Below are 15,813 nucleotides of genomic sequence, written 5' to 3' on the forward strand. Positions count from 1 at the left end.
GCCATTTGTGCTACGATAATTGGCCATGGAGATCGGTGACACTTGTTTGCACGGCTTGCGCGTCTTGTCTGTCCGGCGATTTTCGTTTCGCCTTACACAATGGCAGTTGCGTCGTGTATCCAATGTGAGCGACCGATAATGGAAAGGCGATCTCTCAGTGCCTTTCCTCACGACATACATGTTCCCATGTCTTACAAGCTGTGGCGCAGGTCGCGGGTCGACGTGGTTAGTTCGATGTTGGAGTGCTCCACTGCCCTTGACAGTCAGCAGGCCAGGCGAAATCTCAAAATAAATTACAACCATTGCCCAGCCGCGGTTCGGCGTTAGCTACGTCCGGTGCTATCACAGCACAAGTACGTTTGCTTTGAGCGCGGCGGTGACAAATGCTTCGCGTGCGTCATCGCAACGTGCCTGTCTTTTCAACATCCTCATGCAACTCAGCCACGCTGACTCAAACTCGGTTCCCTGTTTGGCAGGCCAACTGTGGGCCAAACACTGCAGCGCATCTTCCGGTCCTCTCACTTGCGCGCTGGAACCCGTTGCTGTTTTAATACGAACTGGAACCGGCCAGACCGGTTTAAAAGTGGTGTCGATAACCATCATCACGTCATTCCTCCAAAAAAGTCCTAACTGCGACAAGCTCAGAGTGTTCCGCAGAGACAATCAACTGCATCACTTTTTGTAGTGTCCAGAGGCACTGTTTAACGGTTCATCCCCTCCGTCATCCTAAACGGACCCTTGCAAATGGGCCGTTCGATGGAACCGTTTCCAGTATTCAAGGTTAGGGATGCTTAAAAGGGAGGAGCGTGGTCATGAGCAATGTCGGCTGTAGTATCAGACCGCACGAAAACGGATGGGCTGTCATGCAGGGCGGCTTGATCAAAGGTGTATATCCAAGCGAGCTCCTGGCAGAAAAGTCCATAGCGGAAGGATCCGACCAGGACACGCCAGAAAAGACAGCTAAAGACCGCGCAGTTCCGAAAACTGGCAGGTCCGCACGTACCCGGCCGAGCGACCAACCGGTCGTGTCTGTGCCCGACAACGTATCGTTGCCCTTAAAGGATGAAGTGCAGGAGGTCAGAGTTCCGGCCGACATTTCAGGGCGAGACCTGTCCACCGGAAAGCTCTAGCAAAGTGCTGTCCTGACCGATACCAAAGCGTGAAGAGGATGAGGCCGCTGGGCTTTGTTTCTGGAAGACGGTGAATCCTCCCGCGTTAAGCTGGGTTACTGGCTGCGCCATGGCGAGAGGGCACGACCGTGGCATATGCGGGAAACCTTCAGTGAAAGCTGACCGGCAACGGTTGATCCTGCTAATTCGACATCAACCTGGCTGGTGCTGCGAATTGAGCTCGCAGGCTCTTTCAAGATCAGGCCTGTTCCGCTTTAGTTTTTGAAAAAGCCCGCCTGATCGTTCGCTGCCTCCTGCATTCCGCAAAGCGGTTCAACAGAGCTGCTGGATGCGGGCAAATTGCTGATCAGACCGCCCTGGACTCCATAGATGGCCCATAAGGCGGCATCTGGCGCGGGCGGTGTCTGGCGGTGATGGCCGTCAGTCCGAATGGAGAAACGACACAAGCAGGCTTCACCCCCGTTCGCCACTCTTATTGGCCTGCTGAGGCAATTCGCTTCCCGCCCAAAGAGCAATCAAAGGCATGCCATCGATACACGTGATGTCGAGACGTTCATCGACTTCGACCGGGTTGCGGCTCCATATATTTCGATAATGCCTGTTTGACAGTTCTTCCGGCAATCTGACGGTGCAGGTGGTTTTTTTACAGAATGAGTTTGCGAACGGTCCGCGGCCGACTTTTTCAAGCACCAGCCGGGGCGCTATGATAATGATCACGTTGGTGTTGTCCGCGCGAGCAAAGGCGACATAGTCGTCCCGATTGTCACCGGTTATCTGCAGCGGGATATATTGCCCGGCTCTGAAAAGTCCGGGCGCACGCTTTCTTAGTGCGAGTAAGATGCGGGTCACAAACTGCTTGACCAGGCCGCTTTTCCAGTTCTGGTCGTCACTGAAATCAATGCGCTGACCGGACAATAGCGCGTGCTGGAGCGCCTCAAAGTCGGGCTGACGTCGGTTATCCGGATCAACCAGGCTGAAGTCGAGACTTTCGCATCCCTGATAGATGTCGGGAATTCCAGGCGCGGTCAGCTTGATCGCGACCTGCGTCAATGAATTGACGAGACCCGCCCGGACAAAGGGTGTAACTGTTGCCACGAAATCCCTCAAAAACGACTGGTTGTCGACGGACAGCAGGTTTTTCGAATAGGACAAGACAGCGTCCTCGTAGGGCTTGTTCACCTGGCCCCAGTTGGTCCGTAGCTTTGCTTCTCTCAGGGCTTTTTCCACATAACCGGAAAACCGCTCGTGAAGTCCCTGAAGCCCAACTTTGTCCTCTGGCTGCAAATCCGCTGGCCATACACCGGCGAGTGCCTGATACAACATCCATTCTACGGCCGGTTCAGGGGCAGGCCCGTCTGGCAGGAACCGGACATGCTCCTGATTGATCACCTGCCATCTTTGAACGGCGCTTTTCCAGGTCTCGGGTGCCTCAAGAAGGGAATATAGTCTGACTCGGGCATCCTCGCCGCGTTTCGTGTCATGGGTTGATGTACCAGAAAGGCCATCCGGCTGTCGCACAAGGCGCCTTTGCATGTCGGCATGAAAGCGGTGTAGCGAAAAGGGTCTGGCTAGAGGCTCGCCGCCCACCTCATTGAGGGCAAGAATGGCGTTGCGCCGGTAAAACAATGTGTCTTCAACCGCCTTGGCCATCAGGGGGCCGGTCAACTGCTGGAAGCGTCTGCGGAATTCAGACGCGTCCGGGTCCGGGGGCGTGCCAAGCTTTGTCAAAAGGATCTGCTCGATGAATGTCAAAGCATCCGATGTCGGCCCGTTTGGCATGGATCTGGCACGGGCCAGTACGAGGTCGAGTATTTCGAGGTCCTGAGAGGCAAAGCCCTGATCGGTGCCGTATGTCCGGTACACCGGAAAGTGGAGAAGAACGGCCCTTATCGCATCCTTAATCGTTTCCGACGAAAACCCGCGAGACTGACGGATACTGATGTTTTGCGCGAGATCGCAAAGAGTGCCTGTCTCGCCCTCGAAGTTGACGTCAATCATTTGTAATCGAGCCAGTTCGAGCTCATTGGTCGCATCCGATACATGTCCTGCAACCTCATCACAGGATGAGTACATCAAGTCAGCTTTATCAGAAGGCACAAAGACATTGGAAATGGCTTCGATGAACTCGTAGCCGGTCGTGCCGGCCACGGGCCACGTCTGCGGGATCTGCTCACCCGTTGCCAGAATTTTCTCAATAATGATGTAGCAGTCCGGCCCAGTTTTTTCCCGAAGTCGTCCAAGATAGCCCGACGGATCCGATAGCCCGTCGACATGGTCTACGCGCAAGCCATCTACGGCGCCATTTTCCACGAGCTCCAGGATCAACCGATGGGTTGTCTCAAAGACAGCTTCGTCCTCAACCCGCATTCCGATCAAGCCGGTTACCTCAAAAAATCGCCGATATGACAGGATGCTCGACGCATCGCGCCATGACGTCAATCGATACGGCTGTTGCTCATGCAGTTGACGCAGCCGGTTCTTGTCGGGAGAGATACAGATGTCGTCGCCTGCATAGGACGAAGGATTGAGAGGGTAAAACGTACCGAGATATTCTATCGAGGGCTGTGCCGTCTCAGGATGCAGTTTGACAGTAAGGTCACCACTTTCGAGGACTTTTTCAAACGTATCGGACAGAAACGGAAGCGTGATCGGCCGGGACCAGTCAACATCGAAAAATCGCGCATATTTGCTCTCCCGACCAAATTTGACCACGTCACGCCACCACTCGTTTTCCATGGACGCAGCCATGTGATTGGGAACGATATCCAGGATCAGCCCGATATCGTGCTTTTTGAGCACGTCGACCATACCGTCAAAACCCTTGCGTCCCCCCAGAGTCGGATCAATTTCGTTCGGATCGATGATGTCGTAGCCGTGGGTGGAGCCCGGTACAGCCGTGAAGACGGGAGAAGCGTATAGATGGCTGATACCCAGCTGCTTTAAATACGGAACAAGGGCGCTTGCTCGCGCGAACGTCATGCCATTGCGAAACTGCAGGCGATAGGTTGCTGTTGGAACCATTGCTGTCATGGATGCTCTGTCCTCCATAGAATACCCCATGGCGGCAGCTTCTCATTTGCAACGCCACCAAGGGAGAAAATCGTCTCTGCCTTATCGCTCCTTGGGACGAACGCGCCGGGAGCTGGTGAAAGGTTTGCCATCAAACGGAGCTTCGCTTCACGCGCCAGCTTCCATTCAACGACCACTGTTGTGCCCTCCTGGTGCGTTGTTCCAACTCCCTCGATGCCCTGATCGAGAAGAGGAACGATCCACTGTCGCCGGGTCATCAACAAGGACTGATAAAATGCGAGCCACTGGACAGCAGGCTCACCTCGAAGAGCTGCCCAATCCAGTTTTCCCGAGAGAAACGTCGACAACGCTGTCGGATCTGGGATGTCCTCGCCCTCGAAGCCGGGAAGAGGTGAAAGCTCCTTGCGTCGGCCCTCGCGTACGATATCGTTCAGGTCTTCGTCGAGATCGCAAAAGAACGGAAACGGGGTGGACGCTCCCCATTCTTCCCCCATGAATAACATCGGTATCTGTGGTAGAAGAAGGTATATCGCCGTGATGGCTTTGAGGGCCTGCGGATCGGTATAGGTGATCATCCGATCGCCAAAGGCGCGGTTTCCGATCTGATCATGGTTTTGGATGAACGAGACAAATGCGCTCGGCGGAAGGTCGGCAGTTGGCTTGCCGCGCGCCTCGCCCCGATAGGGCATGATCTCTCCCTGGAACACAAACCCTTCCGCGAGCGCTCTTCCAAGACCATTTTGACCAGCAGGGTAGTCCCCGTAATATCCGAAGGTTTCATGAGTGGCCGCGACGTGAAGGACATGGTGGAGGTCGTCGTTCCACTGAGCGGTGTAGTGGAGAACATGGCCGTCGTGGTCGCGCTCCAGCAACGCGCTGTCGTTGTTTTCGTTTTCAACGATGAGATGCACATGCCGGTCGGTCACTGCTTCTCGAACACGTCTTGCGATTTCCACCAGAAGGTGCTCTTGAGAGTCGTCGATTATCGCGTGCACCGCGTCCAGTCTCAGGCCGTCGACATTGTACTCTTTGATCCAGTACAACGCGTTTTCAACGATGAACTTCCTGACCATGCCACTGTCGGCGCCGTCGTAATTGAGGCCGTTTCCCCACGTCGTTTTGTGACGCTGCGAGAACAACGGTGCATAAAGTGGAATGTAATTGCCGTCAGACCCGAAGTGATTGTAAACGACATCGAGGAAAACACAGATGCCGCGCTCATGGGCGGCATCAACCAGCGCCATGAGATCCTGCGGCCGTCCGTAACTGCTGTCGGGGGCATAGGGTAAAACGCCGTCGTATCCCCAGTTGTAACCGCCAGGAAAATCAGCGATGGGCATGATCTGGAGAGCGGTCACGCCAATATGCTTGAGGTGATCAAGCCGTTCGATCACCCCATTGAACGTTCCTTCTTTTGTATAGGTCCCAACGTGAAGCTCATAGAGAACCATCTCTTCCCACCGACGACCGGTCCACTTCTGTCGCTTCCATGCATAGGCGCTAAGATCAACGACTTCGCTTGGTCCATGAACGTCGTTCGGCTGGTGGCGTGAAGCGGGGTCGGGTACAGCGATCCCGTCGGGCAAAATAAACTGGTAGAGGGTGCCGGGCCCCGCACCTTCGACGACAGCTGTAAACCAGCCGTCATCAGCGCGGCGCATATCGTACAAGTGGCGATTGTCGAGCTTTAAACCTATTCTGTCATGAAATGGAGCCCATAGCTGAAATGTAGTACTGTCTTTGCCAATGATGGGACCGAAGCAGGGGGACATGTTGCCTTACTGAGAGGGAATGAATTTACCACTCGCTTAACCCGCATCTGCTCGAACGGTTTCAAACACAATAAAAAAGTACGTCACCGTACGATAGCGGCCCGGGCCGGAACTTCGGCGTGAACGGGTTACCGCTTCAGGGAGGTGAAAGCCCGTATCAACTTTTTGCCCGCTGTCCGGAACGTGTGGGCAGTTCTCTCTATCCCTTGATAGTCGTGAACCCCATTTCTGGCTAAGGCCTGGATGGCAGGCCTGTCGGTGCGACCAAGCCTAACTCTGACGCTTTTACCTGCGAGCGGTCTCATCTTGCCGTCAGCGTTGCAAACGGATGGGAACTGGGACGATTTATCAGTACCGGATAATCGATCTGCGAATCTGCCTCCTGTCGGTCGGTGTTTCCGTTGTGGATTTAACATTAAACGTGCGAACGGCGTTGCCCGCTTAATTTGAGCAACGCCGAGTTTTGTACCCGCATGGCCGCGACACTCACTGGGGACTGTTGGCCTCCTCGTTCATAGTCAGCCGATCGTCGGCTATGTGATTGCGCCCAGACCGCGCAACGGGATCGCCATAAGGCGACGTCACGGAACCAACTAGCGCCAAGCAGGTTTAGTAATCTGAATGATTAGCGAGCATGATAATGCCCAGGTATTTCTTCCATGTCAGAGATCGCGACGGGCTATCCCTCGATGAGGAAGGTGTGGAACTTGCCAGTGATGACCGGGCCCGAGCTGAGGCCATGCAGGCCGCCAGAGAAATGCTCGCCGAGAAAATCCTGAAAGGTGAGGTCGTCGATGGCGCGAGGTTCGAGGTGATACGCATAGATGGTGTGGTAATTGCGACAATACCCGTGCGCTCAGCCCTGCGTCTGGACTGAGGGAAGGCGCCAGCTGCGACATGGATGACGGACGACGGTTACCGCTGTTTCAATTAATTGGCTTTGAACCGGTCAAACGAATCTCATCGCTGCAGGCAGTCGCTCGCGGTTCTCCACATGATGGTCCCGAGCGTTAGTCAAACTGATTTTTTATTCAGACAGGAGAAATATTGTGACAGACGAAAGCACTATTACCATCCGTGCACTGTTCAGGACACGTGAGGCGGCCGATCTGGCGGTCGAGCATCTGGTACAGCAGGTGGGAATTTCGCGCCCAGATATATTTATCCAGTCGGCATCCGATCAAAATACAAATGGAACAACTTCTTCACGCGGCGACGTCGATCGGCTCGACGCGCCGCATGAGGGGGAGATAGAGGTTTCGGCCGACATCGCGGCGAGCCAGATACCGGCAGTGCAGCAGAGCTTCGGTAATGCCGGTGCAATACACGTTACTGGCAAGTAAACACAGCGACGCGCTCGGCCGGTTCTAACACGTCTTGTGGCGCTGACATATTCTTACTCAGGCGACGTAACGATGAGAGCCTGGCAGAACGCTGGCTTCTTCGGCAGCTGTCAAAAAGAGCTCGCGAGCTTCTTCCGGTGTCGCTCTTCCATCAAGCGCGGCGCGACATCTGCTGCGCGCCATGGCGTAGGCTGGTCCACTGATAGAGGGCCATTCGTCCAAAAGTAAAATTAAAGCCGCGAACGGGCCGTGTACGGTCTGCCTTCCGCTATGGGGCATGTTGACTTGGACCGGGGTATTCCAGGAAAGGGCAGGCATATTATCCTCCATTGCTGCTGCCGCTACCAACACCGCCTCGCCAGGAAAGTTCCTCGTCGTTTGTTCTTCCGGCGCAAATGTACGCTGGCTTACATAGTGACGCCTCACACCCCAGATCCATCGCTGGACAGCACTTGTGCGGGTTATCGTTGTGAGATGGTCCAACTGGAAACTGACACGCTATAGACGGTAGTGTTGCGATCTGGTGGAACAAGGTCGTCTTGCACGACAACAGGAGGCTTCCATCAGCAGGGTGTCGTGTGCTTCGGCCAAAGTTTCAGGTGAATTCATATCTTCGGTAAAGACAGATTTCATGGCTTGAAATTCACAACATGAAAAACCATCTGATCGCCGTTTTCTGCAACATGGAGATTACCAATGACCACAGGACAGGACGCTCTGCCCGAAAAACATTCATTTGAAGCCGATGTCAGTCGCCTTCTGCATATGATGGTCCATTCTGTCTACTCGGACAGGGATGTCTTCCTGCGCGAACTGATTTCGAATGCCGCAGATGCCTGCGAAAAGCTTCGCTATGAATCAATATTGCAGCCGCAGCTCAATCCTGAGGGCACGCAGCCGGAAATCCTCGTTAAACTCGATGAAAAAGCTTCCACGGTCGTTGTCGAGGACAACGGCATTGGCATGAGCCACGACGAAATGATCGATGCCCTCGGTACGATTGCCCGCTCGGGGACCAAAGCCTTCATGGAAAGGCTCGAAGCCGCCAAAACCGGGGACAAGGCGCAACTGATCGGTCAGTTTGGGGTGGGTTTCTATTCCTCCTTCATGGTTGCCGAGAGGGTCGACGTCATTTCCCGTCGCGCCGGCGAGGCCGCCGCCTGGAAGTGGTCGTCCGACGGCAAGGGCAGTTACGACATGGTTGCCGTTGATCTTGATCAGGCGCCTGAAAGAGGCACTCGAGTCATCCTGCACCTACTGGAGGACGCGAAGAAGTATACCGGAAAGTGGCCCGTAGAGAAAATCATTCGTGACCAGTCCGGCCATGTACCCATTCCCGTCCGCCTGATTGAAAAGGATGGCGCTGAACCGACGCAGGTCTCTGATGGTGTGGCGCTCTGGACCCGTTCCAGGGGCGAAATTGCCAAACAGGATTACGACGATTTCTATCGTGGTATCTCCGGGGACTATGATGCACCTTTGACAACAGTCCATTTCCACGCCGAGGGCCGCCACGAATATACCACTCTGGCGTTCGTCCCGGGAGCCCAGCCGTTTGACCTGTTCGACCCGGAGCGTAAGGGGCGAATGAAACTCTACGTGAAGCGCGTCTTTATCACGGACGATGCCGAAGTGCTGCCAAGATACCTCAGGTTCGTGCGTGGTATTGTGGATACGTCTGACCTGCCTCTCAATATTTCGCGCGAGACAATCCAGGAAAGTCCGGTCCTATCGGCAATCCGCAAAGGGGTTACCAACCGGGTCATTGTCGCCTTGGAGAAACTGGCTGAAAACGAGAGCGACACTTTCGCCAAATTCTGGGACCTCTTCGGACCGATTTTAAAGGAAGGGATTTACGAAGACTGGGAACGTCGTGAGCAACTGCTCAAGCTGGCGCGATTCCAAACAACAGCCGTCGACGACGCCACACGCACCATCGGTGACTACGTAGCGGACATGAAGGAAGGGCAGTCATCGATCTACTACATCAACGGGTCCAGTATCGAACAACTGAGGTCTTCGCCACATCTGGAGGGCTTTCGTGCCAAAGGAATTGAAGTGCTGTTGCTGTCGGATCCGGTTGACAGTTTCTGGCCAGGCAACATATCCGAGTTTGAGGGCAAACCTCTCAAGTCTGTCACCCAGGGTCTGGCCGATCTAGACGAAGTTTCTGGCGTGGATGGCACTGGCGCTCCAAAACACGAAGCGCCTGCGAATGTCGCTGCCTTTATCGATCTCGCCCGCAGCGTTCTTGTTGACGAGCTCGCCGACGTGCGGGTATCTGGCCGTTTGACCGAAAGTGCCGTGTGTCTCGTGGCATCTGAGCATGGCCCGGATAGACAGCTTGAAAAAATCCTTCAAGGGGCAGGGCGACTTCAAACCGCGTCAAAACCGATCCTTGAAATCAATGCGCAAAACGAAGTGGTTCAGCGTATTGCCAGCGTCGAAGACAGGATATTTCTCGAGGACGCCGCGTGGCTGCTGCTCGATCAGGCCCGCATTCTCGACGGGGACAAACCCTCCGACCCGCGCGCCTTTGCACAGCGTCAGGCCAGACTGTTTTCTTTGGCGACAGGACTAAACCAATAAGCTTTATCCAAACCCCGGCCGTCATGGCCGGGGTCTTACCTGGCGCAACCCGCCCTGTGTGGGCGCAGAGGAGACAACGGAACTGCCGAGCGTTGTAAAATCTTCCACGAGCGCATCTGCCCAAATGGCGCACGGAACGTGGCGGAATGTCGAAGACCTCCCGCACTATGTAAGGACATAATTCCGCGTGGGACAATCAATCAGATGATTTTCTTCGTTTTTTTAGGGAAAATCAGACCTGTTCGAAGGCATTTGTCGTTACAGATCCGTCCTCCCGCAAAGCTGATGGCTACATGCCCGTTAGTCGACAAGCGGCAAAAGAGGTTGTGAAATGTCAGGTAACCACGCCTATCTGCCATGGAACAAATTCGTCCTGGCCGTAACCGAAAGCTTCACTTTTCGACGGCTTTCCTGATGCGCAGTCGATGATCATCTGAAAGATCGTCTTACCCAGCTCGTCAATCGTGGCGTCGCCGTCAATGATCGAGCCGCAGTTGACGTCCATATCCTCTTCCTGGCGTTTCCACGTGGCGGTATTGGTCGAAAGCTTTAGGGACGGCGAGGGCATGCAACCGAATGCAGAGCCGCGACCAGTGGTAAAGCAGATCAGGTTGGCCCCCGAAGCGACCTGTCCGGTAGCAGAGATCGGATCAAAGCCGGGCGAATCCATGAACACGAGACCTTTGGTCGTGATCGGTTGGGCATATTCATAGACACCGTTCAGCGGCGTGGTGCCGCCCTTGGCCACGGCACCCAGTGATTTCTCCAGAATGGTCGTGAGGCCGCCCGCCTTGTTGCCGGCGGAAGGATTGTTGTTCATTTCAGCGCCGTTGCGGGCGCAATATTCCTTCCACCACTCCAGACGGCGGACAAGTTTTTCGCCCACGATCTGACTGGAGGCGCGACGCGTCAGAAGGTGTTCTGCGCCATAGACTTCCGGCGTTTCGGAAAGGATGGCGGTGCCGCCGTTCCGGACTAATATATCGACGGCTGCACCTAGTGCCGGATTTGCTGTAATGCCTGAATACCCGTCAGAGCCGCCACACTGCAGACCGACAGTAAGATGCGAAACTGGCAGCGGTTCCCGCTGAACCTCGTTGACAGTGGGAAGGATCGAGCGAATCTTCTCGATACCATGCTGAATGGTTTTGGCGGTCCCGCCGAGCGCCTGAATGGTGAACGCCTGCAGGGTTTCTTTTTCAGAAAGCTCCCGCTCGTCCATGATTGTGGATATCTGGTTCGCCTCGCAGCCAAGACCGACGATCACGACCGCTCCGAAATTCGGATGGACAGCGTAACCGGAAATCGTCCGGCGCACCATCGCCATGCCTTCGCTTGCGACATCGACGCCGCAACCGATGCCATGCGTGAGAGCCACGACGCCATCAACATTGGGAAAATCGGCCAACGCCGATGGATTGATATCGCGACGGAAGTGATCGGCGATGACACGCGCCACGCGCGCCGAACAGTTCACGCTGGTCAAAATGCCAATATAGTTGCGCGTGGCTACGCGTCCGTCCGGGCGCTTGATGCCCATGAAGGTCACAGGTTTTGTTTCGTATTTCACGGGATGGAAATCCTGGCCGATCGCAAAGTCGTGTTCGACCTCCATCATTTCAAGATTATGGACATGAATATGGGCGCCAGCGGGTATATCCGCACTGGCAGCGCCGATGATCTGATTGTATTTCCGGACCGGAGAGCCCGCTTTAATATCGCGCACCGCGATCTTGTGACCTGCGGGCACATCGGTAAGGACAGTGATTCCGTGTTCCGGCAACACTGTGTCGGCGCAGACCGCCTTGGCGGCGATGACGACGTCGTCTTCAGGGCGGAGGCGGATGATTGTTGGTGCAGACATCTCGATTTCCAGTGCCTTTGCGAAATGGGGGCCGGCCTCCGCCAGGAGACCGGCAGGCTTCATAGTCAGTTGATATTGGTCATGTCTTCTGGCAGGTCGACATTGTGGTAGGTCTTGTAGATCTCACGCAGCTTGCCGTTCGCCAGATTGTCAGCCACCCACTTGTCGAGATAGGCTTTGAAGGCATCCTGGTTCTTGCGGAGGCCGATGCCGAGCGGGAAGGTTTTAAGTGTGAGCTGAGGTTCGATCTGCTTCGACGGGTTAGCGGCGTTGACCGGCGCAAGCAGGGACGGTGCGACCACGTAAACCGACTGCTGGCCGGAAACGACGGCGTTAGTTGCCGTGGCATTATCGTCATAGCGGACAATGGTCACGTCCTTCAGACCTTCGTCGGTGACTGCCTTGGTGATGATCTGGTCGTTGGTCGAGCCACGGGTTACGGCGACTTCCTTGCCTTCAATATCCTTCAATGAGGTGACTTTCAGACCACCCGTCGTGGACACAGCAGCCTGAATGACGGCGTAAGGAGCGGAGAAGTCGACCGTCTTTTTGCGCTCGTCTGTGATCGAAAAGCTGGCGATGACCGCATTGACCTTGTTCGTCATCAGGTAGGGGATGCGGTTTGCGGGTGAAACGGAAACGACCTTAAGTTCAACGCCGAGATCCTTGGCGAGGAGTTCGGCGGCCGCAACGTCCGAGCCTACCTGCTTCATCTGTCCATCGACCATGCCAAACGGGGCTTGGCCCAGGTCAATCCCAATGGTGATCGACTTGTTCTCTTGGATCTTGGCAAGGTCGTCGGCCTTGACGGCGTATGCGCCGGTTCCCAAGGCAATCGTCGCTAGAAAGGCGGTAAGACATGCTGTCAGTTTCATACTCATTTCCTCCGTTGAGTTTTTGGAAAGTGTTGCGGTGCCCCTTCACAGGCCGTTGCCGACGAATTGGGCGAGCTCACGCGTTTGGGGTGCAGACAGCATTGAGCCTGGTCCGCTTTCGTGAATTTTGCCCTCGTGCATGAAAATCACGTTGTTGGCGACGCCGCGGGCGAAAGCCATTTCGTGAGTGACCAGCACCATGGTCATGCCTTCACGGGCAAGGTTTTCCATGACGCGCAGGACTTCGCCGGTCAGTTCCGGGTCAAGCGCTGATGTGACTTCATCGAACAGCATGACCTTTGGACGCATGGCCAGCGAGCGGGCGATCGCCACGCGCTGCTGCTGGCCACCGGAGAGCTGCTCAGGGTAATTGTCGAATTTCTCAAGGAGGCCCACGCGATCGAGCACTTCCCTGGCCGTTTCTTTCGCGTGGGAACGCGACGCCTTTTTCACCCAGCGAGGCGCGAGCATGATGTTCTGACCGACCGTCAGGTGCGGGAAAAGGTTATAGCTCTGGAAGACGATGCCAACGTCGAGATGCAGTTGATGCAGTAACTTGCTGTCGAGCTTGGTGCCAAGTGTGTGCGAACAGATTTCGATCTCGCCGCCATTGATGGTTTCGAGGCCGTTTATGCAGCGCAGGGCAGTGCTTTTCCCCGAACCGCTTCGTCCGATTAGTGCGACCACCGATCCCTGGGCGACCTCGAATGAGATGCCTTTGAGCACCTGCAGGGCTCCAAAGGATTTGGAAACGTTCGTGAGTTTAACGATTGGAGACATTGAGGCGATCCTCCAGCTTGCGGCTCCACCATGCGAGCGGGAAGCACATCAGGAAATAAAGGGCGGCGACGAGCACGAAGACCTGAAAGGGCTGGAACGTCGAGTTGTTGATTAGCTTGCTCGTATAGGTCAGGTCGGCGACACCGATGACCGAAGCAAGCGACGTGTTCTTCACGATCTGCACCATGAAGCCTACTGTGGGGGGCGTTGAGAGACGAAGCGCCTGGGGTACTATGACCAGCCAGAACCGCTGAAGGGAACTGAGCGCCAGACATTCGGCAGCTTCCCACTGGGTCTTGGGGACTGACAAGATGCCACCGCGCCAGATCTCCCCGAAATAGGCGCTGGCGTAGACTGCAATTGCCAGCGAAGCCGCCGCGAAAGGCGCGATGTCAATTCCCAGGAGCGACAGGCCGAAATAAGCCAGCAGCATTTGGATCAGCAGTGGCGTACCTTGGACGATTTGCACGTAAAGGAACGACAGGTAACGCAGCATGCGGTTTTGGGACACGCGTGAAACGGCAATCAGCAGCCCCAGAATACCGCCTGCCGCAAAGGCGACCAGAGACAGGCCCAAGGTCCAGGTTGCGCCGACCAGCAGCGCTTGAATTTGAAAACTTGTAAGCATGGCGGGGCCTCAGAGCGGGGTGCCAAGTCGGCGCAAGCGAGGGAAGGCCAACCGGCCGAGCAGCCAGAAAAAGATGCGCACGGTTGCGGCCAGGAGAATGTAGAGAATTGCCACCACCAGATAGATCTCGAAGGAGCGGAAGGTGATGGAGTCTATCCGTGTTGCGATCGAGGTCAGTTCTTCTGCGGAAATCTGCGAAACGACGCTTGTCGTCAACATGATAAGGATGAACTGACTGGTCAGTGCGGGATAAACGCGCTCGGTTGCTGGCGGCAGAACGATCATTGCCAGAGTCTGCAGCCTCGACAAGCCAAGACAGTTCGCAGCTTCAAGCTGACCCTTGCGGATCGATTCGATGCCTGCCCGCATGATCTCGCAAGTGTAGGCACTTATGTTGATGACGATTGCGAGGATCGCGCAAAAATCAGCGCCGAGCTTCAAGCCGAGTGATGCCAGCCCGAAGTAGATCAGGAACATCTGGATGAGAAGTGGCGTGTTGCGGATCACTTCCACATAGATCGCACAGAGGCGGCGAAGCCAACTTCTTTGAGAGCTCCGTCCAATAGCAAAGAGGGTGCCGACTGCGAAACCGAGCGCGATCGTGATCACCGACATCTTTATTGTCAGCCAGAGGCCGCGAAGAAGTTCGGGCCAGTATTCAGCGAGAAAGCTGAAGTCAAATTGATAGTCCATGGTGCAGGCGCTCCTCCCTTTTGAGCGTCCAATGGGGCTGCCGTGCAAGTGCACGTCGGGCAGTGAGCAAGCTCCTAGCACCATTTTTATTTTTGTTCAATATGTAAGATGCAATCCCATAATATGGGATATAATGCGATTATCATGTTGTTGCAGCGAACAATTTCGTGTTATATCCCAATAGAAGAGAACCTATTTCATAGTGTGGATATTAAATGAGCGATCAGGCAGGTCAGGGCACTCAATCTTTATCTCGGGCATTTGCTACGCTGAATGCCGTCGCGGCCGGAAAGAGCGACCTGGCATCGATTGGCAAGGAAACCGGCACAACGCGCAGCACGACCCATCGACTGGTCGCATTTCTACAGAGGGAGGGCTTTATTCGTCATGTCGAGGGCCGAGGATATCTGCTTGGCACCCGTTTGATTGAACTGGGAGCCACCGCACTGACGCAAATGCCACTGACTTTCGTCGCGCGGCCTATTTTGGAAAAACTATCCGATGAGACTAGCGATACGATCCACCTGAGCGTACGCGATGGGGACCACGTTATATATGTCGACAAGATACCTGGCCGACGTGGGCTGGAAATGCGCTCGCGGGTAGGGCTTCGCAAACCGATAGCTGTTACCGGTACCGGAAAGGCCCAGATGCTCGATCTTGGCGAAGGCGAATGGGCAAGGCTCTATTCTCTGGCGCAGGCAGAGGTCTTCGGAGATGATCGTCCCCCACCGGGTTTCCTGACCTGGAGCGACTATCTGGCTTCAATGCGTGATTTTTGCCTATCAGGTTACACTTTGGAGATCGAAGAAAACGAAACAGGGATAGGTTGTGTGGCTGCGCCAATTCGCGACGCGCAAGGAAAGATCATCGCTGGTTTGAGTGTCGCGAGCACTCCACCCCATATATCGAGAGCCAGGCTAATCGAGCTTGCGCCGATTGTTCAAGAGAGCGCTGCGGCAATATCCCGCGGTATGGGATACGCAATATGATTAAACTCCCCGTGCGGAGATTTTCCGGCCTTGGATATGCTGACATTCATGACCATGGCATTGGAGTTCATGCTTGAGTGAACAAAACTGGGATTGTCATATGGCTTCACGTACCAT

13 protein-coding genes are annotated in these 15,813 nt (G+C 55.1%); 4 read left to right on the forward strand and 9 right to left on the reverse strand.

The window, feature by feature from the left end; genetic code table 11:
* Positions 1-342: 342 nt before the first annotated feature.
* From M2418_RS24545 to treZ, 3 genes are all read right to left on the reverse strand, one after another.
* The gene (locus M2418_RS24545; protein WP_250984728.1) at positions 343-603 is read right to left on the reverse strand and encodes a DUF982 domain-containing protein; all 261 of its coding nucleotides are present in this window, start codon (positions 601-603) and stop codon (positions 343-345) included.
* A gap of 980 nt (positions 604-1,583) precedes the next feature.
* Positions 1,584-4,160 carry a malto-oligosyltrehalose synthase gene (gene treY, locus M2418_RS24550; RefSeq protein ID WP_259149657.1) on the reverse strand — a complete coding sequence of 859 codons (2,577 nt, stop codon included), beginning with the start codon at positions 4,158-4,160 and terminating at the stop codon, positions 1,584-1,586.
* Positions 4,157-5,932 carry a malto-oligosyltrehalose trehalohydrolase gene (gene treZ, locus M2418_RS24555; protein WP_259149658.1) on the reverse strand — a complete coding sequence of 592 codons (1,776 nt, stop codon included), beginning with the start codon at positions 5,930-5,932 and terminating at the stop codon, positions 4,157-4,159. The genes treY and treZ overlap by 4 nt, the downstream gene beginning before the upstream one ends.
* Positions 5,933-6,566: 634 nt before the next feature.
* Here treZ and M2418_RS24560 point away from each other — a divergent pair.
* Both M2418_RS24560 and M2418_RS24565 read left to right on the forward strand, forming a co-directional pair.
* On the forward strand, positions 6,567-6,809 hold the full coding sequence (locus M2418_RS24560; protein WP_405049481.1) for a DUF6894 family protein: 243 nt from the start codon (positions 6,567-6,569) through the stop codon (positions 6,807-6,809).
* Positions 6,810-6,981: 172 nt separating this feature from the next.
* Positions 6,982-7,275: a hypothetical protein gene (locus M2418_RS24565; RefSeq protein ID WP_259149659.1), complete on the forward strand. Its 294-nt coding sequence runs from the start codon at positions 6,982-6,984 to the stop codon at positions 7,273-7,275.
* Between the two features lie 57 nt (positions 7,276-7,332).
* Here the strand turns inward: M2418_RS24565 and M2418_RS24570 are convergent, their stop codons facing one another.
* Positions 7,333-7,605, reverse strand: coding sequence for a DUF982 domain-containing protein (locus M2418_RS24570; RefSeq protein WP_405049485.1), 273 nt, complete (start codon positions 7,603-7,605; stop codon positions 7,333-7,335).
* Between the two features lie 366 nt (positions 7,606-7,971).
* Here M2418_RS24570 and htpG point away from each other — a divergent pair, with 366 nt between their 5' ends.
* Positions 7,972-9,864, forward strand: a complete 1,893-nt coding sequence (htpG, locus tag M2418_RS24575; protein ID WP_259149661.1) for a molecular chaperone HtpG — start codon at positions 7,972-7,974, stop codon at positions 9,862-9,864.
* A 334-nt stretch (positions 9,865-10,198) separates the two neighbouring features.
* On the opposite strand, the gene M2418_RS24580 is transcribed toward htpG, so the two are convergent.
* The 5 genes from M2418_RS24580 to M2418_RS24600 all read right to left on the reverse strand — a co-directional run bounded on the left by M2418_RS24580 (position 10,199) and on the right by M2418_RS24600 (position 14,704).
* Complete coding sequence (locus M2418_RS24580; protein WP_259149662.1) at positions 10,199-11,728, reverse strand: UxaA family hydrolase; 1,530 nt, start codon at positions 11,726-11,728, stop codon at positions 10,199-10,201.
* A gap of 65 nt (positions 11,729-11,793) precedes the next feature.
* On the reverse strand, positions 11,794-12,603 hold the full coding sequence (locus tag M2418_RS24585; protein ID WP_259149663.1) for a transporter substrate-binding domain-containing protein: 810 nt from the start codon (positions 12,601-12,603) through the stop codon (positions 11,794-11,796).
* Positions 12,604-12,648: 45 nt separating this feature from the next.
* Positions 12,649-13,383, reverse strand: coding sequence for an amino acid ABC transporter ATP-binding protein (locus tag M2418_RS24590; RefSeq protein WP_275643003.1), 735 nt, complete (start codon positions 13,381-13,383; stop codon positions 12,649-12,651).
* Positions 13,367-14,011 (reverse strand): amino acid ABC transporter permease, encoded by a 645-nt coding sequence (locus M2418_RS24595; protein WP_192490066.1) that lies wholly within the window; start codon positions 14,009-14,011, stop codon positions 13,367-13,369. The genes M2418_RS24590 and M2418_RS24595 overlap by 17 nt, the downstream gene beginning before the upstream one ends.
* A gap of 9 nt (positions 14,012-14,020) precedes the next feature.
* Positions 14,021-14,704, reverse strand: coding sequence for an amino acid ABC transporter permease (locus M2418_RS24600; RefSeq protein ID WP_259149665.1), 684 nt, complete (start codon positions 14,702-14,704; stop codon positions 14,021-14,023).
* 215 nt (positions 14,705-14,919) lie between these two features.
* Between M2418_RS24600 and M2418_RS24605 the strand changes: the two genes are divergently transcribed.
* Entirely contained in the window at positions 14,920-15,696 is a 777-nt protein-coding gene (locus M2418_RS24605) for an IclR family transcriptional regulator (RefSeq protein ID WP_259149666.1), read from the forward strand.
* Positions 15,697-15,813: the final 117 nt, after the last annotated feature.

It is taken from the genome of Rhizobium sp. BIGb0125 (assembly GCF_024810055.1).
GTDB lineage: Bacteria > Pseudomonadota > Alphaproteobacteria > Rhizobiales > Rhizobiaceae > Agrobacterium.